Origin of the sequence: Cupriavidus oxalaticus (genome assembly GCF_004768545.1) — a bacterium.
Classification (GTDB): domain Bacteria; phylum Pseudomonadota; class Gammaproteobacteria; order Burkholderiales; family Burkholderiaceae; genus Cupriavidus; species Cupriavidus oxalaticus_A.
Genome location: NZ_CP038635.1, coordinates 2,926,487 through 2,947,874, shown reverse-complemented (window position 1 = coordinate 2,947,874; position 21,388 = coordinate 2,926,487). Strand labels below are relative to the sequence as shown.

At 67.0% G+C, this 21,388-nt stretch carries 21 protein-coding genes; 10 read left to right on the top strand and 11 right to left on the bottom strand.

The annotated features are described in order from the left end of the window. Window positions 1–56 precede the first annotated feature (56 nt). Together hda and E0W60_RS24460 are read right to left on the bottom strand one after the other, a co-directional pair. Window positions 57–767, bottom strand: coding sequence for a DnaA regulatory inactivator Hda (hda, locus tag E0W60_RS24465; RefSeq protein WP_133092253.1), 711 nt, complete (start codon window positions 765–767; stop codon window positions 57–59). Between the two features lie 59 nt (window positions 768–826). Continuing rightward, on the bottom strand, window positions 827–1,897 hold the full coding sequence (locus tag E0W60_RS24460; protein WP_133092252.1) for an AI-2E family transporter: 1,071 nt from the start codon (window positions 1,895–1,897) through the stop codon (window positions 827–829). A gap of 218 nt (window positions 1,898–2,115) precedes the next feature. Between E0W60_RS24460 and purM the strand changes: the two genes are divergently transcribed. From purM to E0W60_RS24435, 5 genes are all read left to right on the top strand, one after another. Next, window positions 2,116–3,168 carry a phosphoribosylformylglycinamidine cyclo-ligase gene (gene purM / locus E0W60_RS24455; RefSeq protein ID WP_135705886.1) on the top strand — a complete coding sequence of 351 codons (1,053 nt, stop codon included), beginning with the start codon at window positions 2,116–2,118 and terminating at the stop codon, window positions 3,166–3,168. 334 nt (window positions 3,169–3,502) lie between these two features. After that, window positions 3,503–4,831 (top strand): MFS transporter, encoded by a 1,329-nt coding sequence (locus E0W60_RS24450; RefSeq protein WP_133092250.1) that lies wholly within the window; start codon window positions 3,503–3,505, stop codon window positions 4,829–4,831. Window positions 4,832–4,886: 55 nt separating this feature from the next. Further along, window positions 4,887–6,323, top strand: coding sequence for a dihydropyrimidinase (gene hydA / locus E0W60_RS24445; protein WP_135705885.1), 1,437 nt, complete (start codon window positions 4,887–4,889; stop codon window positions 6,321–6,323). A 40-nt stretch (window positions 6,324–6,363) separates the two neighbouring features. Further along, window positions 6,364–7,758 carry an amidase gene (locus tag E0W60_RS24440; RefSeq protein WP_135705884.1) on the top strand — a complete coding sequence of 465 codons (1,395 nt, stop codon included), beginning with the start codon at window positions 6,364–6,366 and terminating at the stop codon, window positions 7,756–7,758. Window positions 7,759–7,775: 17 nt separating this feature from the next. Then, on the top strand, window positions 7,776–8,519 hold the full coding sequence (locus tag E0W60_RS24435; protein ID WP_029045961.1) for an aspartate/glutamate racemase family protein: 744 nt from the start codon (window positions 7,776–7,778) through the stop codon (window positions 8,517–8,519). 55 nt (window positions 8,520–8,574) lie between these two features. Here E0W60_RS24435 and E0W60_RS24430 read toward each other — a convergent pair whose 3' ends face one another. From E0W60_RS24430 to mutL, 4 genes are all read right to left on the bottom strand, one after another. Then, the gene (locus tag E0W60_RS24430; RefSeq protein ID WP_135705883.1) at window positions 8,575–9,318 is read right to left on the bottom strand and encodes a GntR family transcriptional regulator; all 744 of its coding nucleotides are present in this window, start codon (window positions 9,316–9,318) and stop codon (window positions 8,575–8,577) included. A gap of 110 nt (window positions 9,319–9,428) precedes the next feature. Continuing rightward, a complete protein-coding gene (locus E0W60_RS24425) occupies window positions 9,429–9,932 on the bottom strand; it encodes a GNAT family N-acetyltransferase (RefSeq protein ID WP_135705882.1) in 504 nt (167 codons plus the stop codon). A 56-nt stretch (window positions 9,933–9,988) separates the two neighbouring features. After that, window positions 9,989–10,957: a tRNA (adenosine(37)-N6)-dimethylallyltransferase MiaA gene (miaA, locus tag E0W60_RS24420; RefSeq protein WP_135705881.1), complete on the bottom strand. Its 969-nt coding sequence runs from the start codon at window positions 10,955–10,957 to the stop codon at window positions 9,989–9,991. Window positions 10,958–10,987: 30 nt separating this feature from the next. Beyond that, complete coding sequence (gene mutL, locus E0W60_RS24415) at window positions 10,988–12,988, bottom strand: DNA mismatch repair endonuclease MutL (protein ID WP_135705880.1); 2,001 nt, start codon at window positions 12,986–12,988, stop codon at window positions 10,988–10,990. Window positions 12,989–13,150: 162 nt separating this feature from the next. On the opposite strand from mutL, the gene E0W60_RS24410 reads away from it, so the two are divergent. Next, window positions 13,151–13,804, top strand: a complete 654-nt coding sequence (locus E0W60_RS24410) for a VTT domain-containing protein (RefSeq protein WP_133092380.1) — start codon at window positions 13,151–13,153, stop codon at window positions 13,802–13,804. 28 nt (window positions 13,805–13,832) lie between these two features. Here the strand turns inward: E0W60_RS24410 and E0W60_RS24405 are convergent, their stop codons facing one another. Together E0W60_RS24405 and murJ are read right to left on the bottom strand one after the other, a co-directional pair. Then, the gene (locus E0W60_RS24405; RefSeq protein ID WP_133092242.1) at window positions 13,833–14,681 is read right to left on the bottom strand and encodes a SirB1 family protein; all 849 of its coding nucleotides are present in this window, start codon (window positions 14,679–14,681) and stop codon (window positions 13,833–13,835) included. A 52-nt stretch (window positions 14,682–14,733) separates the two neighbouring features. Continuing rightward, a complete protein-coding gene (murJ, locus tag E0W60_RS24400; RefSeq protein ID WP_133092241.1) occupies window positions 14,734–16,284 on the bottom strand; it encodes a murein biosynthesis integral membrane protein MurJ in 1,551 nt (516 codons plus the stop codon). Window positions 16,285–16,635: 351 nt separating this feature from the next. Here murJ and rpsT point away from each other — a divergent pair, with 351 nt between their 5' ends. Continuing rightward, the gene (rpsT, locus tag E0W60_RS24395) at window positions 16,636–16,905 is read left to right on the top strand and encodes a 30S ribosomal protein S20 (RefSeq protein WP_063240209.1); all 270 of its coding nucleotides are present in this window, start codon (window positions 16,636–16,638) and stop codon (window positions 16,903–16,905) included. A gap of 125 nt (window positions 16,906–17,030) precedes the next feature. Here rpsT and E0W60_RS24390 read toward each other — a convergent pair whose 3' ends face one another. Continuing rightward, complete coding sequence (locus tag E0W60_RS24390) at window positions 17,031–17,330, bottom strand: DUF3579 domain-containing protein (RefSeq protein ID WP_063240208.1); 300 nt, start codon at window positions 17,328–17,330, stop codon at window positions 17,031–17,033. A gap of 428 nt (window positions 17,331–17,758) precedes the next feature. Here E0W60_RS24390 and argF point away from each other — a divergent pair, with 428 nt between their 5' ends. Further along, entirely contained in the window at window positions 17,759–18,682 is a 924-nt protein-coding gene (gene argF / locus E0W60_RS24385) for an ornithine carbamoyltransferase (protein WP_133092240.1), read from the top strand. A gap of 79 nt (window positions 18,683–18,761) precedes the next feature. Beyond that, the gene (locus E0W60_RS24380) at window positions 18,762–19,073 is read left to right on the top strand and encodes a pyrimidine/purine nucleoside phosphorylase (RefSeq protein ID WP_135705879.1); all 312 of its coding nucleotides are present in this window, start codon (window positions 18,762–18,764) and stop codon (window positions 19,071–19,073) included. 27 nt (window positions 19,074–19,100) lie between these two features. Here the strand turns inward: E0W60_RS24380 and murB are convergent, their stop codons facing one another. Next, entirely contained in the window at window positions 19,101–20,111 is a 1,011-nt protein-coding gene (gene murB, locus E0W60_RS24375) for a UDP-N-acetylmuramate dehydrogenase (RefSeq protein ID WP_135705878.1), read from the bottom strand. Window positions 20,112–20,242: 131 nt separating this feature from the next. Between murB and E0W60_RS24370 the strand changes: the two genes are divergently transcribed. Then, on the top strand, window positions 20,243–20,728 hold the full coding sequence (locus E0W60_RS24370; protein WP_063240205.1) for a YajQ family cyclic di-GMP-binding protein: 486 nt from the start codon (window positions 20,243–20,245) through the stop codon (window positions 20,726–20,728). Window positions 20,729–20,783: 55 nt separating this feature from the next. Here the strand turns inward: E0W60_RS24370 and E0W60_RS24365 are convergent, their stop codons facing one another. Continuing rightward, window positions 20,784–21,245, bottom strand: a complete 462-nt coding sequence (locus E0W60_RS24365) for a DUF192 domain-containing protein (protein WP_135705877.1) — start codon at window positions 21,243–21,245, stop codon at window positions 20,784–20,786. Window positions 21,246–21,388: the final 143 nt, after the last annotated feature.

Here is a 21,388-nt window from a genome sequence, read left to right as displayed (position 1 = left end):
GCGATTTTACCTTAAGGCAGGATGGGGTAAGGGAGCGGGCGGGGCGGGGCCGTCGCCTAGTCCCGGAATTCAGCGAACATCTCGCGCAGCAGCGGCAGCGTGACCGGCCGCTTGCGTTCGAGCGAGTAGGTATCGAGCGCGTCGAGCAGCGCCATCAGGCTGGGCATGTCGCGGTAGTGGCGCGTGACCAGCCAGTGCGTGATCTCGGGCGACAGCTGCAGGCCGCGCTCGCGTGCCGCTTGCAGCACTGCGGCCTTCTTGTCGTCGTCGGACAGCGGCGCGACCTGGTACACCAGGCCCCAGCCCAGCCGGGTGCGCAGGTCTTCCCGCACTGGCATGGCGCGCGGGGCCAGGCCGCCGGCGACCACCAGCGCGGTGCGCACGTGGGCGCGCACCTCGTTGTACAGCGAAAACACCGCGATCTGGCGCGCTTCGTCCAGCAGCTCGACATCGTCGACGGTGTAGAGCTGGCACCACGGGTCGAACAGGAAGTCGGACAACGGGTGGTGCGGGCTCAGGTAGCGCGAGCGGATGCCATGCTGTGGCGCTGCCTCGCAGACCGCGTGCAGCAGGTGGGTGCGGCCGCAGCCGACCTCGCCCCACAGGTAGACCAGCCGGTCGGTGGCGCGCTCCTGCGCGACCGCGGCGGGCAGCTCCTGCAGGCGCTGCACCGGCTCGCGGTTGGCCGCCACCACGAAATTCTCGAAGGTCGAAGGCGGCGGACTGCCCAGTTCGAGCGACAGTTGCTTGTTGGGACGCGGGGACATGACGTATGGCTAACTTGCGGGGTGGCGTCTGGGGGATGGGGTCGGGATAGTGGCAGCCGTTATTTTCGGTACAGGTCGCTGGCCACGTAAACCCGGCGCAGCTGCCGCGCGCCGACCAGCAGCACGGCGCACGTCGGCAGCGCCAGCAGCACGCCAAAGAAGCCGAACAGCTGGCCGAAGGCAAGCAGCGCGAAGATCACCACCAGCGGGTGCAGCCCGATGCGCTCGCCCACCAGGCGCGGCGTCAGGTAGAAGCTCTCGATGAACTGGCCGAAGCCGTACACCACCGCCACCGCACCCAGCCCATACCAGTTGCCGAACTGCAGCATCGCCGCCAGGATCGCCATGACCAGCCCGACACCGAAGCCGATATACGGGATAAAGACCGCCAGCCCGGTGAAGACCCCGACCGGCACGCCGATATCGAAGCCGGCAATGGTCAGCCCGATCGAGTAGATCGCCGCCAGGATCACCATCACCAGGATCTGGCCGCGCAGGTATTGCGACAGCAGGGCATCGGTCTCGTTGGTCAGCTCGCGCACCTTGGGCACCCAGCGGCGCGGCACCACGCCCTCGATGCGGCGCATCACCATGTGCCAGTCCATCATCAGGTAGAACATGACGATGGGCACGATAAAGATGATGCCCGCCACCTCGATCAGTGCCGAACCCGACATCTTGACGTAGTTCAGCAACACCACCAGCAGGTCTTCCGGGCTGGCCGAGAAGCGGTCCGACAGCATGCTGCGCAGCCCCGGGAAGTCAAAGCGCACGCGCACGCCGAACTCCGCCAGCCGCGGCGCCACCACGGAATTGAGCTTTTTCAGCAGGATCGGCAACTGCTCGCGCACCTGCGGGATCTCGCGCTGGAGCACCGCGATCAGCAGCAGCACCAGCATCACGCAGATCACCGTCAGCAGCAGGATCATCAGCGTCACGCCGATGGCGCGCGGCACCCGGCGCCGTTGCAGCCAGTCCACACCCGGGTTCAGGATATAGGCGAAGATGAACGCGAACAGGAACGGCGTCAGCACCGGCGCCAGCGCGATGATCGCGGCGAACAGCGCGGCGGCCACTGCGATCCAGAGCAGGATGCGTTTGGTCTCGTGGTTCAGCAGCGGGGCGTTCATCAAATAATCTGGGCAAGAGGCGGCAGGGCGGGTTTTCGGCATAGTTGGCCGGAAACTGGAAGCCGGGGGCCTCTATCCGTTAAAATTGCGATTCTACTGGACTCGCGCCCGCCTTCCGATGCCAAGCGGCGGAAGCTGCAACGGAAGCCCCGACTGCGCGAGCGCCGGATTTGTCACTTTAGTTCCTCCCTTTATTCCTCCAGGACAAGCAGGTTCCCATGAGCGCATCCCCGACCGACGGCCAGGCCGGCCTTTCCTACCGCGACGCCGGTGTTGACATCGATGCCGGCGACGCGCTGGTCGACCGCATCAAGCCGTTTGCCAAGCGCACCATGCGCGAAGGCGTGATGGCCGGCATCGGCGGGTTCGGTGCGCTGTTCGAGCTGTCGAAGAAATTCCAGGAGCCCGTGCTGGTGTCGGGCACCGACGGCGTGGGCACCAAGCTCAAGCTGGCGTTCCAGCTGAACCGCCACGACACCGTCGGCCAGGACCTGGTCGCAATGAGCGTCAACGACATCCTGGTGCAGGGCGCCGAGCCGCTGTTCTTCCTGGACTACTTCGCCTGCGGCAAGCTGGACGTCGACACCGCCGCCACCGTGATCCAGGGCATCGCCCGCGGCTGCGAACTGGCCGGCTGCGCGCTGATCGGCGGCGAGACCGCTGAAATGCCGAGCATGTACCCGGACGGCGAATACGACCTGGCCGGCTTTGCCGTCGGCGCGGTCGAGAAGAAGAAGATCATCGACGGCAGCACCATCACCCCGGGCGACGTGGTGCTGGGCCTGGCGTCGTCGGGCGCGCATTCCAACGGCTATTCGCTGGTGCGCAAGATCATCGAGGTGGCCAAGCCGGACCTGAATGCCGACTTCCACGGCCAGCGCCTGCAGGACGCCATCATGGCGCCGACGCGCATCTACGTGAAGCCGCTGCTGTCTCTGATCGAGACCCTTCCGGTCAAGGGCATGGCCCACATCACCGGCGGCGGCCTGACCGAGAACGTGCCGCGCGTGCTGGCGCAGAACGTGACTGCCGTGCTGCATCGTGATGCCTGGACCCTGCCGCCGCTGTTCCAGTGGCTGCAGGCGCAGGGCCGCGTGGCCGACGACGAAATGCACCGCGTCTTCAACTGCGGCATCGGCATGGTGGTGATCGTGGCCAAGGAAGACGCCGAACGCGCCATCCGCCACCTGCAGGCCGCCGGCGAAGCCGTGTGGGAGATTGGTGAGATCCGCGAACGTGCCGAGGGCGAGGCCCAGACCATCGTGATCTGACGCGACCTCAGCGTTTCACACATACAGAAAACGGCGCTTGCCTTCGGGCATGCGCCGTTTTTTTTTCGTCCGTGCCCTGGCGGATATGGTGACTAGTTGTTTACCCGAACCCGCTGCCACCATTTGTGGCAGATATCGCTTTAGTGCATTGCACCAAATTCCAGCATGCATATGCACCATATCTGACAAACAATATTTTGCTTGATTGTATGGCGGTTTATGGCCTAATGTACTGAGCAAAGGCGAGGCGCATGCATGCCCCGTCGGAGACAACCCCGCGCGCAACCGGCGACCGATGCGCAGCGGGCAGGCCAGGGACCATTGGAGGAACACCATGCAAGCAGTCAGCATCGACGCCGCGGGAAAAGGCGCGTCGGCCAAGAAACAGTCAGTCGCGCGCGTCGCCGGGGCCAGCCTGGCCGGCACTACGCTGGAGTTCTACGACCACTTCATCTACGGATCGGCCGCGGCGCTGGTCTTCCCCAAGCTGTTCTTCCCGCAGAGCGATCCGCTGACCGCGACGCTGCTGTCCTTCGCCAGCTATGGCGTGGCATTCGTGGCGCGGCCGCTGGGCGCGGCCATCTTCGGCCACTTCGGCGACAAGATGGGCCGCAAGTCGATCCTGATCATCACGCTGCTGATGATGGGCCTGGCCACCTTCGGCATCGGCCTGCTGCCGACCTATGCCGCGGCTGGCGCGCTGGCGCCGCTGCTGCTGGTGCTGCTGCGCGTGGTGCAGGGCCTGGCGCTGGGCGGCGAGTGGGGCGGGGCCGCGATCATGGTCAACGAGCTTGATCCCGAAGGTAAGCGGCGCGGCATCCTCGGCAGCCTGGTGCAGCTGGCGGCGCCGATCGGCTTGCTGCTGGCCAACGGCATCTTTGCGCTGGTGACGTGGCAGGTGTCCGAAGAAGCCTTCCTCAGCTGGGGCTGGCGCGTGCCGTTCCTGCTGTCGGCGCTGCTGGTCGGGGTCGGGCTCTATATCCGCTCCAACGTGCGGGAATCCGGCATGTTCGAGAAGCTGGAGGAATCGCATGCCGAAGCGCGCGCGCCCATCATGGAAGTGCTGCGCAACTACAAGAAGCAGCTGTTGATCGCCTTCGGCGCGCGGCTGGGCGGCGACATCGCCTTCTATGTGTTCACGCTGTTCCTGCTGTACTTCGTGCCGACCAAGCTGGGCCTGCCCAAGAGCATCGCGCTTAACGCCGTGCTGCTGGGCGCGGTGGCGCAGATCCTGTTCATCCCGATCGCTGGGCTGCTGGCTGACCGCATCGGGCGCCGCCCGGTGCTGATGATCGGCGGTATCGGCGGCGCGGTGTGGGCCTTTGTCTTCTTTGCCATGGTCAAGACCGGCAGCCCTGCGCTGATTATGCTGGCCTCGTTCGTCGGCATGGTGCTGGTGTCGTTCATGTTCTCGCCGCTGGCCTCGTTCCTGCCCGAGCTGTTCGCCACCCGGGTGCGCGTCACCGGTGCCTCGCTCGGCTTCCAGTTCGCCGGCGTGTTCGGCGGCGCGCTGGCCCCGCTGATCGCGATCGGCCTGCTCGACCGCTTCGGCAGCACCGCGCCGGTGGCGATCTACCTGGCGGTGGTGTGCGCGCTGATCGCGGTCGCCGCGGCCGCCGCACGCGAAACCGCGCGGATGCACCTGTCCGACGCAGACCGTTGAAGACAACCTCGGGGGCGCCCGGCGCGCCCCTTCTTTTCCTTACGTGACGAACATCGTGAAACAGTTTGACCTGATCATCCGCAACGGCACCGTGGTGACTGCCAGCGACACCATGCAATGCGACATCGCCGTCAGGGACGGCCGGATCGTGCAGCTCGGCCTTGACCTGGGCGAAGCCACGGAGGTCATCGACGCCAGCGGCAAGCTGGTGCTGCCGGGCGGCGTCGATGCGCACTGCCACCTGGACCAGCCCATGCCGGACGGCCTCAGGATGGCCGACGACTTCCGCACCGGCTCGGTCTCGGCCGCGTGCGGCGGCACTACCACCGTGATCCCGTTTGCCGCGCAGGAAAAGGGCCATTCGCTGCGCGCGGCGGTGGACGACTACCATCGCCGCGCCGGCGGCAAGTCGGTGGTCGACTATGCCTTCCACCTGATCGTTGCCGACCCGACCCATGCCGTGCTGCAGGACGAACTGCCGGGGCTGATCCGCGAGGGCTATTCGTCGTTCAAGATCTACATGACCTACGACGACCTCAAGCTTAACGACCGCGAGATCCTCGAGGTGCTGTCGGTGGCGCGCCAGGAAGGCGCACTGGTGATGGTGCATGCCGAGAATTCCGACTGCATCGCGTGGCTGACCGACAAGCTCGAGGCCGCCGGCAACACCGCGCCGCGCTTCCATGCGCTGGCCCGGCCGATGGCGATCGAGCGCGAGGCCACGCACCGCGCCATCACCTTCTCCGAGCTGGTCGATGTGCCGATCCTGATCGTCCACGTCTCCGGCAAGGAAGCGGTGGAGCAGATCCGCTGGGCGCGCAACCACGGCATGAAGATCTTTGCCGAGACCTGCCCGCAGTACCTGTTCCTGACCGCCGACGACCTGGACCAGCCCGACTACCACGGCGCCAAGTGCGTCTGCAGCCCGCCGCCGCGCGACCGCGGCAACCAGGAGGTGATCTGGGACGGGCTTGCCGACGGCCTGTTCACCATCTTCTCGTCCGACCACGCGCCGTTCCGCTACGACGATCCCGAGGGCAAGAAGCCCGGCGGCAAGGAAGTGCCGTTCCAGTACATCCCCAACGGTATCCCGGGCCTCGAGACGCGCCTGCCGCTGCTGTTCTCGGCGGGCGTCAACGGCGGCCGCATCTCGGTGAACCAGTTCGTGGCGCTGACCTCGACCAATCCCGCCAAGCTGTACGGCCTGCACCCGCGCAAGGGCACCATCGCCATCGGCGCCGACGCCGACCTGGTGCTGTGGGATCCGAAGCGCGAAGTGCAGATCCGCAATGCCGACCTGCACCACGCCGTCGACTACACGCCGTATGAAGGACAGCGCGTGACCGGCTGGCCGGTGACCACGCTGGTGCGCGGCAAGGTCATCGCGCATGAAGGCGAAGTGCGCGCCGAGGCCGGCCATGGCGAGTTCCTGCCGTGCGCGCTGCCGGAGATGGCGCGGCCGCGCTACCGCACCTCGGGCGGCAGCCTGTGAATGCGGTGGTTTTTTCGATGATCTGACCGACACTGCCGATATGGAACTGACCAACAGCCTGGACGCCGCCACCATCGCCGGGCGCGTGGCCGCCGGCCGCCTCGATCCCGCCGAGGTGGTGGCCGCGTTCCAGGCCCGCATCGCGGCGCGCAACGACCAGCTCAACGCCGTCTTCGAACAACGCCAGGAGCTGGTCGACGCCGACCTGGCGCAGCTGCGCGCACGGCTGGCGCAGGGCGAGCGCCCGCTGCTGGCGGGCGTGCCGGTGATCGTCAAGGACGTGATCTGGAGCCAGGGCCGCCGCGTCACGCAGGGCTCGCAGCTGTACCGCGACTTTATCGCGCCGGCCGATGCGATCGCGGTCGAGCGCCTGCGCCGCGCCGGCGCGATCGTGCTCGGCATGGGCAATACCTCGGAGTTCGCCTGCAAGGGCCTGACCACCAACAAGGTCTACGGCCTGACGCGCCATCCGCTCGACGCCACGCTGACCGCCGGCGGGTCGTCCGGCGGCTGCGCGGTGGCGGTGGCTGCCGGCATGGCGCCGCTGGCGCTGGGCACCGACGGCGGCGGCTCCAGCCGGCGCCCGCCCGCGCATGCCGGCGTGGTCGGCTTCAAGCCGTCCTATGGCGCGATTCCCGATTCGATCGGCTTTGCCCATGCCTTCAACGGCATCCAGGTGATCGCGCCGATCACGCGTACCGTGTCCGATGCGGCGCTGATGTTCGAGGCGCTGGCCGGCGCCGATGCACGCGATCCCGATACGCTGGGCTTCAGCCTGGCGGCCGAGCGCCCGCTGCATACGCTCAGGATCGCGCTGAGCCCGCGCCTGGGGCTCGATACGCCGGTCGACGATGACGTCGCCGACGCGTGCGCGCAGGCCGTGGCGCGGCTGCAGGCGGCAGGCCTGAGCATCGAGATGGCCGACCCGGCCTGGCCCCGGGGCGCCGACGAGGCAGCACTGATGCCGCTGCAGCACGTGGGGCTGGCCAATCTCTACGGCGACGCCTGGCGCCGCGATCCCGATGTATTCGATCCGGATGTCGCGCGCCAGATCGAGCGCGGGCTGGCGTGGACCGGCGCCGACGTGGCGCGTGCCCGCGAAGCCAGCCACCAGATCGCGCTGGCCATGGCGGAGTTCTTTACCCGCTACGACTTGCTGCTGTGCCCGACCACACCGTGCGTGGCGTGGCGTAACGACCGGCTCGGGCCCGAACGGATCGGCGGCGTTGCCGTCGAGCCGCGCGCCCATGCGGTCTTCACCCCTTTCTTCAACCATGCGCTGGCACCGGCGATCTCGGTGCCTTGCGGCAGCGGCCGCGACGGCCTGCCGGTGGGCCTGCAGATCGCCGGCCCGCGCGGCGCCGACCGCACCGTGCTGGCCGCGGCCAGGCTTGCCGAACGCGTGCTCGCGGCGCGGCCCGGCGCTAACGGATAACTACGGATAACAAAGATATGCGAATTCTTGTCCTCAATCCCAATACCAGCGAAGGCATCACCGCGCGGCTGATGGCCGCGGCCACGCCGGTGGCATCGCCCGGCACCGAGCTGGTGCCGCTGACCGCCAGCCGTGGCGTGCCGTATATCGCCACGCGCGCCGAGGCGCAGATCGGCGGCGCCATTGCGCTGGAGATGCTGGCGGAACGCCACACGGAATTCGACGCCGCGATCATCGCCGCCTTTGGCGATCCCGGCCTGATGGGCGCGCGCGAGCTGTTCGACCTGCCGGTGGTAGGCATGGCCGAGGCGGCCATGCTGTCGGCCTGCATGCTGGGCCGGCGCTTTTCGATCGTCACTTTCGCGCGCGCCCTCGGCCCCTGGTACGAGGAATGCGTGGACATGCACGGCCTGCGCGGCCGGCTGGCCGGCATCCGCATGCTCGACGGCAGCTTTGCCTCGGTCTCGGACGTGCAGGAAGAAAAGGAAGCGGTGCTGGTGGAACTGGCCAACCGCGCCGTGGTGGAAGACGAGGCCGACGTGGTGATCCTGGCCGGCGCGCCGCTGGCGGGCCTGGCCGCGCGCGTGCGCGATCGCATCCCGGTGCCGGTGGTCGACCAGATGGCTGCCGCGGTCAAGCAGGCCGAGGCGCTGGTCGCGTTGCAGCCGCGCAAGGCCACCGCGGGCACGTTCCGGCGTCCGGATGCCAAACCGACGATCGGCCTGGCGCAGGCGCTGGCGGCGCGCATCGAGCACCGCTGAACACTGTCTGTCCAACACCGCGTCATTTCCGCGCGCAGCGGGAATGACGCCGGCCTTACACCGCGGCGAACACCGCTTCCAGGTCCACTTTCTCTTCAGCCGGCAATTCCAGCCGCAGTGTGCTCTCGACATGCTCGAGGTGCTCGTCCATCAGCTGCGCCACGCGCTCGCCATCGCCGGCTTCCAGCGCATCGACGATATCGTCATGCTCGTGATGCGGGCACGACGGCACGCCCGGCGCGTCGTACAGCGCGATGATGAGGCATGTCAGCGAGCACAGCTCGCGCATGTACTTGCCCAGGTACTGGTTGCCGGTCAGCTCGGCCAGCCTGCAGTGGAATTCGCCTGACAGCCGGATGATGGCGCGCCGGTCGTTGCTGTCGCGCGCCTGCGCTTCCTCGCGCGTGGTCGCGCGCAGCGCTTTCAGCCCGGCCGCATCGATCGCGCCGGCAAGGTCGCGCACCAGCGCCGGTTCGAGCAGGCGGCGCGAATGCAGCACCTGCCTGGCTTCGGCCACGCTCGGGCTCGACACGAAGGTGCCGCGGTTCGGGTGCACCGTCAGCACGCCTTCATGGGCCAGCTTGCCGAAGGCGAGCCGCACCTTGGTGCGGCTGACGCCGAATACGCTGCCCAGTTTTTCCTCGACCAGCTTGGTGCCGGGCGGCAGCCGGTGTTCCCAGATCGCGGTCAGGATACGGTCGGCGATTTCCTCCACCGACGCACCGCGCGCGTTGTCCGCATCGTTTTCGTTGGCATTGCCCAGGGCAGGCGCGGGCTGGTCGGTTCTGGTTCGTGGCATGGCGGGTCGGCGCGGGTGGTCCGAAAAAGACATTCGGTGCCGTCATTGTATGGCGGCTTGCCATCAAGTGTATAACACCGGCGGTGGACCGGTTGCCAGCGCCGGCGGATTTACTTCGCCTTGCCCAGCCTGGCCAGCGCGTCGCCGGTGACGCGGCAAATGCGCCAGTCGGGCAGCACTTCGGCGCCCATGGCCTGGTAGAAGTCGATCGACGGCTGGTTCCAGTCCAGCACCGACCACTCGAAGCGGCCGCAGCCACGCTCGACCGCCAGCGCGGCGAGGTGCTGCAGCAACGCCTTGCCCAAGCCGTGGCCACGCCAGGCCGGGTCGACGTAAAGGTCTTCCAGGTACAGGCCGGGTTTGGCGAGGAAGGTGGAGAAGTTGTGGAAGAACAGGGCGAAGCCGACCGCCTTGGGCGCGCCATTGGCGTCAACTTCAACCAGCACCGCTTCGGCGTGCGGCGTGGCGCCGAACAGCGCTTCCTCGATCTTTTGCGGCGTGGCTTCGACGATATGCGTCAGCTTTTCGTACTCGGCCAGCGCCAGGATCAGGTTGAACAGGGTTTCGCTGTCGGCAGCGGTGGCGGGGCGCAGGGTGAAGGCGGATCTGGACATGTCCGTGAGTAGGCAAGAACAGGATCCGCGATTATCGCCTGTGCATCACATTGCCGTCAGTGGCCAAAGTCCGCCAGCTTGCGCACCTCGTCAACATAGCCCGGCGCCAGGCAGTCCACCACCAGCCGCTCCGGCGTGCTGCGCAGCCAGGTCAGCTGGCGCTTGCACAGCTGGCGCGTGGCAGCGATGCCGCGCTCGCGCATGGTGTCGAAATCGCACTCGCCGTCGAGGTATTCCCACACCTGCCGGTAGCCGACGCAGCGGATCGACGGCAGCCCCGGATGCAGGTCCTCGCGTGTGCGCAGGCGGCGGACTTCGTCAATAAAGCCGTTGGCCAGCATGGCGTCGTAGCGCTGCGCGATGCGCGCATGCAGCGCCAGCCGGTCCGAGGGCTCGAGCGCGATCACGCGGTAGCGCTGGTCTGCGGCACCGGCAAAGGTGCGGCCCTCGGCCTGGCGGGCCAGCAGCGCCGACATCGGCTGGCCCGAAAGCCGGTGGATTTCGAGCGCGCGCTGGATGCGCTGCGCATCGTTGGGCGCCAGGCGCGCCGCGGTGACGGGGTCGACCTGCGCCAGCATCGCATGCAGCGCCGGCCAGCCGCGCTCGGCGGCGAGCTGGTCCAGCTCGGCGCGCACCGCGGGGTCGGCCTGCGGCAAGTCGTTCAGCCCCTGCGTCAGCGCCTTGTAGTAGAGCATGGTGCCGCCCACGATCAGCGGTACGTTGCCGCGCGCGCGGATCTCGCCGATCAGCCGCCCGGCATCGGTGACGAACTGCGCCGCGGAATAGCTCTCGACCGGATCGATGATGTCGATCAGGTGGTGCGGCGCCGCGGCCAGTTCTGCGGGCGTGGGTTTGGCCGTGCCGATGTCCATTTCGCGGTACACCAGCGCTGAGTCCAGGCTGATGATCTCCACCGGCGCATCGGCCGCCAGCGCCAGCGCGGCGGCGGTCTTGCCCGAGGCGGTGGGCCCGAGCAGGCAGACCACGGGTGCAGGCGTGGCGGAATCGTCAGGTACGGCGGACATCGTCGGCAGAGTCGTAAAGAGGCGGTGGCGCTACTGGCCGCGCAGGAACAGGCGGTCCAGCTCGGTCACGGTCAGTTGCACCCAGGTCGGGCGGCCGTGGTTGCACTGGTCGGCGCGCTCGGTCTGCTCCATCTGGCGCAGCAGCGCGTTCATTTCCTCGACGGTGAGCTTGCGGTTGGCGCGCACCGCGCTGTGGCAGGCCAGCGTGGCCAGCAGCTCGTTGCGGCGCTCGGCCAGCACGCGCGAGCCGCCGTAGGCGTGCAGGTCGCGCAGCACGTCGCGCGCCAGCGCTTCGGCGTCGGCCTGTTGCAGCAGCGCGGGCACCGCGCGCACCGCCAGCGTGGTCGGCGATACCGGCGTGATGTCGAAGCCGAGCAGCGCCAGCGTTTCCTGGTGCTCCTCTGCCGAGCCGATTTCCACCGGGCTGGCGGGCAGCGTGACCGGGATCAGCAGCGGCTGCACGGCCAGGTCGCGCGCGTCCAGGCCGGCCTTGATCTGCTCGTAGAGGATGCGTTCGTGCGCGGCGTGCATGTCCACCAGCACCAGCCCGCGCGCATTCTGCGCCAGCACATAGATGCCGTGCAGCTGGGCGATGGCATAGCCGAGGGGGTGGTCGTCGGTGGTGTCTGCCGCGTCGGCGGAGGCCGGCGGCAGGCGGTCGAGCAGGCCCGGCGGCTCGTCGGCGCGCGCGGCCTGCGCATCGGCCAGCCAGGCGGGCGGCTGCGCCGAAGCGCCGGGAAAATTGCCACCTGGAGCACCATACGGGCGAGGCGTCGGCGCGGTCGCGTCGCGCACCATGCCGAGGTAGGCCTGGCGCGGCTGCGCAATGCCGAGCTCGGTCTGCCGCGCCGCGGAGTAGTTGACCCACTGGCTGCCACCACCGCCGCTGCCGCCGCCAAATGACGGTCGGGCGCCCGCAGGCGCCGCAGCCGGCAGCCGGATCTCGCCGTCCTCATCGGTATGCAGGCTGTCGCCATTCTCGCCGGCCTGGCGTGCCAGGCTGCGCTGCACCGCGTGATAGATGAACTGGTGCACCGCGCGCGATTCGCGGAAGCGCACTTCGATCTTGGAAGGGTGCACGTTGACGTCGACCATCTCCGGCGGCAGGTCCAGGCACAGCACGTACGACGGGAAACGGTCGCCGTGCAGCACGTCCTGGTAGGCGCTGCGCACCGCGTGGTTGAGCAGCTTGTCGCGCACGAAGCGGCCGTTGACGAAGAAGTACTGCTGGTCGGGCCGCCCCCGCGACGCGGTGGGCAGGCCGGCAAAGCCGTACACGTGCAGCGTGTCGGCCTGTTCGTCCAGCGGCAACCGCGCCCGCGCGAAGTCGGCGCCCAGTACCTGCGCGGTGCGGTTGGCGACGTCGCCGGCGTTCCAGTGCTCCAGCGGCTTGCCGTTGTGGTGGACCGAGATGGCCACGTCCGGCCGTGCCAGCGCCACCCGGCGCACCATCTCCAGGCAATGCCCGAGTTCGGTCTGCTCCGATTTCAGGAACTTTCGGCGCGCCGGCGTGTTGAAGTAGAGATGCTGCACGTCGACCGTGGTGCCGACTCCGCCAGACGCCGGCTGCACGGTGCCGGTATCGGCACTGACCTGCGTGGCATGGGCGTCGGCAGCGGTGCGGCTGGTCAGCGCAAGTTGGGAGACGGAAGCGATCGAGGCCAGCGCCTCGCCGCGGAAGCCCAGCGTCAGTACCGATTCCAGTTCGTCGAGCGACGCAATCTTGCTGGTGGCGTGGCGCATCAGTGCCACCGGCAGCTCGGCGGCGGGGATGCCGCAGCCGTTGTCGGTGATGACGATGCGCCGCACGCCGCCTTCTTCCAGCCGGATGCCCAGCTGCGTGGCACCGGCGTCCAGCGCGTTCTCCAGCAGCTCCTTGACCACCGACGCCGGGCGCTCCACCACTTCGCCGGCGGCGATCTGGCTGATGAGCTGGTCCGGCAGCGGACGGATCGGACGCGGCAGCTGGGAGGTGCGAAGGGTGGCGCGAAGGGTGGTGCGAACGGGGCTCTGGCTGGCGGAATCGGGCATCCGGCGATTATACGTGGCCGTCCACGCAGAGTCGGCGCCACCGGCCCGCGACAAGTGGCGGAAGGGCACGCCGGCTCTTGTATGATTCATGCCAGGGCGGCACGCGCCGCGTGGACTTGTGCAGTCAACCAAACCATATCGGGGAACGACTTGGAATTCGCTTTGCAGCTCATCGACATGCTGGTCCATGTCGACAAATACCTCGGCACCGTCATCGACCAGTATGGCCACTGGGTCTATGCCATCCTGTTCCTGATCGTGTTCGCCGAAACCGGGCTGGTGGTCCTGCCGTTCCTGCCGGGCGACTCGCTACTGTTTATCGCCGGCGCCTTCTGCGCTACCGGCGCCATGAACGAATGGGCGCTGGTGGGCCTGCTGCTGGTGGCGGCCGTCACTGGCAATACCGTCAACTACTGGGTGGGCAGCTGGATCGGGCCCAAGGTGTTCGACCACCAGTGGCGCTTCCTGGACCAGGATGCGCTGCGCCGCACCCATGATTTCTACGAGCGGCATGGCGGCAAGACCCTGGTGATGGCGCGTTTCGTGCCGATCGTGCGCACCTTTGCGCCGTTCGTCGCCGGCGTGTCGCAGATGACCTTCGCGCGCTTCCAGATGTTCAACGTGCTGGGCGCGCTTGCCTGGGTGGTCGGGCTGGTCTTTGCCGGTTACTTCTTCGGCAACCTGCCGTTCATCAAGCAGTACCTGAACCTGATCGTGCTGGCGGGGATCGGCGCGGCGGTGGTGCCGCTGGTGCTGGGCGGACTGTGGAAGCTGGTGCGCGGCAATCGCCGCCGGCCCTCGCGCGTGGAGCGCTGAAGCGCCTGTAATATCTGACGCAGCCCCGTCAGTTGAGGCTGCGGCTCATCATGCGCAGTGCCGGCATGCGCTCGCGGATCTGGCCGATATCGGCGGCATCGGGGCGTGCCTGCACATAGGCTTCCAGGTCGGCCAGCGCCGGTCGGAAGCACTCCAGGTTGGCATACGCCAGCCCGCGGTCGCGCACTTCCTCGATCGAACCCGGCAGCAGGATCACCAGGCGGTTCTGCACCGCCAGCAGCCGCTGCCAGCGTGACTCCTGCAGGTAGATCGCCTTCAGGTTGCGCAGCATGCGCGCGACGATCTCGCGATGGCTGGCCGCGCGCAGGAACAGGCCCAGTGGCACCTGCCCGGAATCGGTGATGCCTTCGCGCTCCAGGTACGGATCCAGCATTTCCTGCAACTGCTCCTTCGAGAGCGTTTCGCCGGTCAGCGGGTCCAGGATCACCTCGCCCGCCGGGATGGTCATGCGCAACAGGAAATGGTTGGGGAACGACACCCCCTTGAGGGGCAGGCCGATCTGTTGGCCCAGTTCCATGAACAGCACCGCCAGCGAGATGGGGATGCCGCGCCGCTGCCGCACCACCACGTTCAGGTACGAGTTGTCCGGATCGTAGTAGTCGTTGGCGTTCGGGCCAAAGCCAAGGTCGCGATAGAAGAAATGATTTAGCAGCCGCAGCCGCTGGATTGCCGGCGTGCCTTCGGCGATCCGGCGCTTCAGGCGCAGCGCCAGCACGTCCAGTGCGGCCAGCTCGGCCTGCAGGTCCAGGTCCGGATAGGCATCCTGCGCGATGGACAGTGCGGTCTCGGTCAGCGGGATGCCGTTTTCGTCAGCCACGAGGCTGGCGAAGTAATCCAGGACTTTGGTGGATGTCATATCGGATTCCCGGTGCCGCCAGGGGCGCCGCGCGCAGCGTGGGTCACCACGCCTAGGCGGCGCGCCGCTTGAAGGCGGAATAGCGCAGTCCCATGAGCCACAGTGTACCGAAGTAGACCACCGCTGCAAGTACCAGGCACGACGCGAGCAGCGCGATGCGCAGCAGCGGCGTGGCGCCCAGGCCGATCCAGTCGAAATTGCGCGCGAACCAGAGCAGCATGCCCGACAACAGCAGCACCGAGGTGCCCAGCCGCGCCAGGAACAGCCACCAGCCCGGCGCCGGCTTGTACAGGCCGCGCCGGCGCAGGCCGAAGAACAGCAGCAGCGCATTGATGGTGGCGCCGGCACTGATCGACAGCGCCAGGCCCGCATGCCCGAGCCACGGCACGAACACGACGTTGCATGCCTGCGTGATCACCAGCACCAGCAGCGCGATCTTGACCGGCGTGCGGATGTCCTGGCGCGCATAGAAGCCGGGGGCCAGGATCTTGATGGCGATCAGCCCCAGCAGGCCGGTGCCGTACGACACCAGCGCCTGGCGCGTCATCTCGACGGCGTGGGCGTCGAACTTGCCGTAGTGGAACAGCACCGCGGTCAGCGGTGCGCCGAACACGAACAGCCCCACCGCGCAGGGCACCGCCAGCAGGAAGGTCAGCCGCAGGCCCCAGTCGAGCAGGCCGGAGTACTCCGCATGGTCTTCCTTGGCGCTCGCCTTCGACAGGCTCGGCAGCAGGATCGTGCCGAGCGCCACGCCCAGCAGCGCGGTCGGAAATTCCATCAGCCGGTCGGCATAGGTCAGGTACGAGACGCTGCCCGCGGCCAGGTGCGAGGCGATGTTGGTATTGATGATCAGGCTGATTTGCGCCACCGACACCGCCAGCAGCGCCGGCCCCATCTGGCGCAGGATGCGGCGCACGCCGGGATCGGACCAGGCAGTGCGCACATTGAAGCCCAGGCGCGGCATCACGCCCAGGCGGCGCAGCGCCGGCACCTGGATCGCCAGCTGCAGCACGCCGCCGACCAGCACGCCCCACGCCTGCGCATAGATCGGCTGGTCCATGTGCGGGCCGACGAACAGGGCGGCCACGATCAGGCACAGGTTCAGCAGTACCGGCGTAAACGCCGGCACGGCAAACTTGCGCCATGTGTTCAGGATGCCCGAGGCCAGCGCCACCAGCGAGATCAGGCCGATGTACGGGAACATCACCCGCGTCATGAAGACAGCGGCGGTATAAGTCTCGCTCTGCCCGCGGAAGCCGGTCGCCACCGCCGTCATCACCAGCGGCGCGCCGATCACGCCCAGCAGCGACACGCCCATCAGCACCCAGGTCATTACCGTGGCGACGGCGTCGATCAGCGCCTTGGTCTGCTCCTCGCCACGCTTGCTGTGGTATTCGCCGAGGATGGGCACAAACGCCTGCGAGAACGCGCCCTCGCCGAAGATGCGGCGCAGCAGGTTGGGGATGCGGAAGGCGACGTTGAACGCATCGGTCATCTCCGACGCGCCGAACGCGCGGGCGATCAGGATCTCGCGCACGAGGCCGGTGATGCGCGACAGCATCGTCAGGCTGCTGATGGTGGCGAGCGCTTTGAGCAGGTTCAAGGTGTGGATCGGAGCGGGACGGTGGATCGGTGCGGGCGCGGGCCGCGGGGCGGCGTGTGCCGGACGTGGCGCCCGGGACGCCTTTCAGACGTGGGCAACGCGGTAAAGTTGCCGGCTCGCCACGCGCACCGGCGCGATGTGGCGCATATTATACGGATCGCCTGTGAGAGGCCCCGCACGCGTCGGCAAAGTCCCAGCAGTCTTGCGCCGTGTGTCGGCATCTGTGTATAATTGCCGATTCACAAGGACAGTTGCGTTCCGGATTCGTGTGTCAGTGCATCCCGGGTCGCTCGATATGACTTAATTGTTGTGTCCCCCGCGGCACGCATCTGAATTCAGGATATTTTCGAAATGGCAAATTCCGCACAAGCTCGCAAGCGCGCCCGCCAGGCCGTCGCCCAGAACGCTCACAACTCCAGCCTGCGCTCGCGTCTGCGCACCGCCGTCAAGGCCGTCCGCAAGGCCATCGACGCCGGCGACAAGGCTGCTGCCGCTGAAGTGTTCAAGAACTCGCAAGCTGTGATCGACAGCATTGCCGACAAGAAGATCGTGCACAAGAACAAGGCTGCACGTCACAAGTCGCGCCTGTCGGCCGCCATCAAGGCCATGGCTGCTGCCTGATTGTTGTGTGGGTCGCCCCGGCGGCCCGGCAGCGGCGGAACTTCGGTTCCGCCAGACAAAAAAGCTCGTCATCCGACGAGCTTTTTGCTTTTGCGGCGCCTGTAGTTTGGCGACCTACCGCGATGTCATTCCAGCGAGCAGGCCTCGACCAGTTGCAGGTTGTTGTCGCGCGCAAAGTTCAGCACGAAATCCAGCGCCTTCGGTTCGATATCGCGCAGCCGCACATCCACCACCACGCATTTGACGTTGCCGGCGAAGATGGGGCGCACGTAGGGGGAATAGGTCAGCCGGGGATCGCCGGTGTCGCCTTCGGGGCGGAACTGCGCCATCACGCCGCACAGCCGCTCGGCCCAGTCGCTCGGGCGGAAGGTCTTGCCTTCCTTGGTAATGCCTTGGATAAAGTATTCGCGAACGTTGGGGTTCATGAGGCTGGACACTGCGGGTGAGGCGACGACTCGACGGTTAAGCCCGCGGAAACGTGCGCCCGTTTGACGCGGCTGGTGCGCGTTTGGTTCGCGCTTTTTCCGGCCGGGAAGGCGGGGCGTCGGTGTCTGCGGGGGCACTTTTGATGCCGGCGGCGCGCAGCGGCAAGGGTATGCCGGGGCCCCGCGTGAATCAGCCAGTATTATATCTTATATAAGACTTGCGCATAAGGGCGGAATCCTGTCGGGAACCTGTCAACGCGCTCGGCGCGGCGCCCGTCACGGGTTGTCCCGGGCTGGGCAAAGCAGAAATAATCCCTTATGATTCCTGCAGTTAAATTGCGTATGCGACGCGAAAGGCGGCTCCGCGGCGCGCTCAGGTCATGGCACTTCATGACGGCGCGTCCCCACCGAGCCGCCTTCTTTGTTTTATGAGCCCAACCCCGATCAAGCATTACCTCCAGTTCAGCGACTTCACTCCCGACGAGTACGAGTACCTGCTGGACCGCGCGCGGATCCTGAAGGCCAAGTTCAAGAACTACGAGACCTGGCACCCGCTGCACGACCGCACGCTGGCCATGATCTTCGAGAAGAATTCCACGCGTACGCGCCTGTCGTTCGAAGCCGGCATCCACCAGCTGGGCGGCCATGCGGTGTTCCTGAACACCCGCGATTCGCAGCTGGGCCGCGGCGAGCCGATCGAGGATGCGGCGCAGGTGATCTCGCGCATGGTCGACATCATCATGATCCGCACCTTCGGCCAGGACATCATCGACCGCTTTGCCGCGCACTCGCGCGTGCCGGTGATCAACGGGCTGACCAACGAATACCACCCGTGCCAGGTGCTGGCCGATATCTTCACCTACATCGAGCAGCGCGGCAGCATCCGCGGCAAGACGGTGGCGTGGATCGGCGATGCCAACAACATGGCCTATACCTGGATCCAGGCTGCCGAGCGGCTGGGCTTCAATTTCCATTTCTCGGCGCCGCCGGGATACCAGCTCGATCCCGCCATGGTGCCGGCGACCGCCGCCAGCCTGGTCAAGGTCTTCGAGGATCCCCTCGCCGCCTGCCAGGGCGCCAGTTTGGTCACCACCGACGTTTGGACCAGCATGGGCTTCGAGGCCGAGAACGAAGCCCGCAAGCGCGCCTTCAAGGACTGGATGGTCACCACCGCGATGATGGACCGCGCCGAGCCCGACGCGCTGTTCATGCACTGCCTGCCGGCGCACCGCGGCGAGGAAGTCGAGGCCGCCGTGATCGACGGTCCCAAGAGCGTGGTCTGGGACGAGGCGGAAAACCGCCTGCACGTGCAGAAGGCGCTGATGGAATACCTGCTCTGCGGCCGCTACTGAGCGCGCGCGGAGTGAACAGGGGAGGGGCCGCGATGGCCCCTCTTTTTACGTCTGATTCAAGACAGTGAAGGAGATGGAAGTGAGCCAGTTCGACAACGTATCGGTCGTCAAGAAAGCCAACCTGTATTTCGACGGCAAGTGCGTGAGCCACACCGTGCTGTTCCCGGACGGTACCCGCAAGACGCTGGGCGTGATTTTCCCGGCTTCGCTGACGTTCAACACCGGCGCGCCGGAAATCATGGAAATCAACGGCGGCAGCTGCCGCGTGCGCCTGGCCGGCGCGGAAGACTGGCAGGCCTACGGCGCTGGCCAGCAGTTCGACGTGCCGGGCAACAGCAGCTTCGACATCGAGGTGCTGGAGACGCTGGACTACGTCTGCCACTTCGGGTGATCGCCGGGCCAGCAGGCGCTAAAGGCGCTACAGCACTACCGGCTCGGGCTCGATCCGCACGCCGAAGCGCGCTTCGACGGTATCCGCGATGCGGTTGGCCAGCGCCAGGAGCATCGCGCCGGTTCCGCCGCCGCGGTGCACCAGCACCAGTGCCTGCTTGCCATAGACACCCACCGGGCCGTCGCTGACGCCCTTGAACCCGCAGCGGTCGATCAGCCAGCCCGCGGCGAGCTTGTAGCTGCCGTCCGGCTGGGGATAGCTCACCAGGTCGGGATTGGCCTGCAGCAGCGTATCGCGCTGCGCGGCGCTGACCAGCGGGTTCTTGAAAAAGCTGCCGGCGTTGCCGATCTGCGCGGGGTCGGGCAGCTTGCGCGTGCGGATCGCCACCACCGCGTCGCGGACCGTGGCGGCGTCCGGCGCGAGATTGCCGGACAGCTCGCGCGCCAGTTCGCCGTAAGACAGGACCGGTTGCCATGCCTTGGGCAAGCGCAGCGTCACCGCGGTAATGATGTAGCGGCCCGCGCCGGCCTGCTTGAACAGGCTGTCGCGGTAGCCGAACCCGCATGCGCGTAAATCAAGCCAGACGAACAAGTCGGCATGGCGGTCATAGGCGCGCACGCCTTCGAAGCGGTCACGCAGTTCCACCCCATAGGCGCCGATATTCTGGATCGGCGCGGCGCCCGCAGTGCCGGGAATCAGCGCCAGGTTCTCGAGGCCCGGCTTGCCGTCGGCAATGGTGCGGTCGACCAGCGCATTCCAGTTCTCGCCCGCGCCCGCGGTGACCAGCCAGGCGTCATCGGCATCCTCGACCTGGTAGCCCGGGATCTCCATCAGCAGCACCAGCGCGTCGAGGTCGCGCGTCAGCACCACGTTGCTGCCGCCGCCCAGCACTACCAGCGGCAGGCCATTGGCGCGCGGGTCCGCGAGTGCCTCGGTCAGGTCGGCTTCGCTGCGCACATGCACGGCGAAGCGCGCGCGCGCATCGAATCCGAATGTATTGTGGCGGCGCAGGGGATAAAATTCGTGGAAATCTGCCATGCAAGGGGATAGGTGACGCGGCCGCCGCTGGTGGTAAGCGTTGCGGCCCCTGGCTGCGAGGTAGGCCTGAATTATACGGAAGGCGTCGCCAACGGCCGCCTTCCGGGCATATGGATCACAAGGAGAATGCAATGCCGTCGTTTGACGTAGTGTGCGAAGCGAACATGGTCGAGGTGAAGAACGCCGTCGAGCAATCCAACAAGGAAATCTCGACCCGCTTCGATTTCAAGGGCTCGGACGCCCGGGTCGAGCAGAAGGAAAACGAACTGACCGCCTTTGCCGACGACGATTTCAAGCTGGACCAGGTGAAGGATGTGCTGATCAACAAGATGGCCAAGCGCAATGTCGACGTGCGCTTCCTGGACTACGGCAAGACCGACAAGATCAGCGGCGACAAGGTCAAGCAGGTCATCACCATCAAGAAGGGGGTGACGGGCGACCTGGCCAAGAAGATCGTGCGCATGATCAAGGACAGCAAGATCAAGGTGCAGGCCAGCATCCAGGGCGATGCGGTGCGCGTCTCGGGAACCAAGCGCGACGACCTGCAGAACGTGATCGCCATGCTGCGCAAGGACGTCTCGGAAGCGCCGCTGGACTTCAACAACTTCCGCGACTAAGCCGGATTCTCCCGGTGCCGGCGTCCATGCCGGCACCGCATGCCGCCGCGGCGCGTCAGCGCGCCTGCGGCAGCCCGCCGATCTTCGCGCCGGCGCGAATGCCCTTCTGCGTGAACCAGCCCTGGTTCATTTCCAGCGCATAGCGGATCGCCGTCTTCGGGCAGTGGTTGCTCTCGGTACGCGGTGCCATGTCCTCGATATTGACGATGGTCCCGTCGTCGGCAAGAAAAGCGATCGACAGCGGCAGCTCGGTATTGCGCATCCAGAAGCAATGACCGGCCTTTTGCTCGAACACGAACAGCATGCCGCTGTTGACCGGCATGCTCTTGCGGTACATCAGCCCCTGTTCGCGCGCCGCCGGCGTGGCGGCAACCTCGGCGTGGATCGCGTACATGCCCGCGGTCAACGGCACTACCGGCAGCGCGGCTTGCGCCTGGGCCTGGCCGGCGGCGAGCACGGCGAGCGCCGCGGCAATCTGGAAGCAGCGTGACAACGGCGTCTTGAGCAGGAAGGACATGGTGTTCGGTCTGGAAGGGCGCGGACGGCAGCCGCAAGCATAGCGCAGGTGCCGCGCCGATGGATGGCGGCGGCCAAAACGAAAAAGGCAGGCGCCTGGTGGCAGCCTGCCTCCTTCTTCGCCGGCGCGTGGCCGGCACGGCG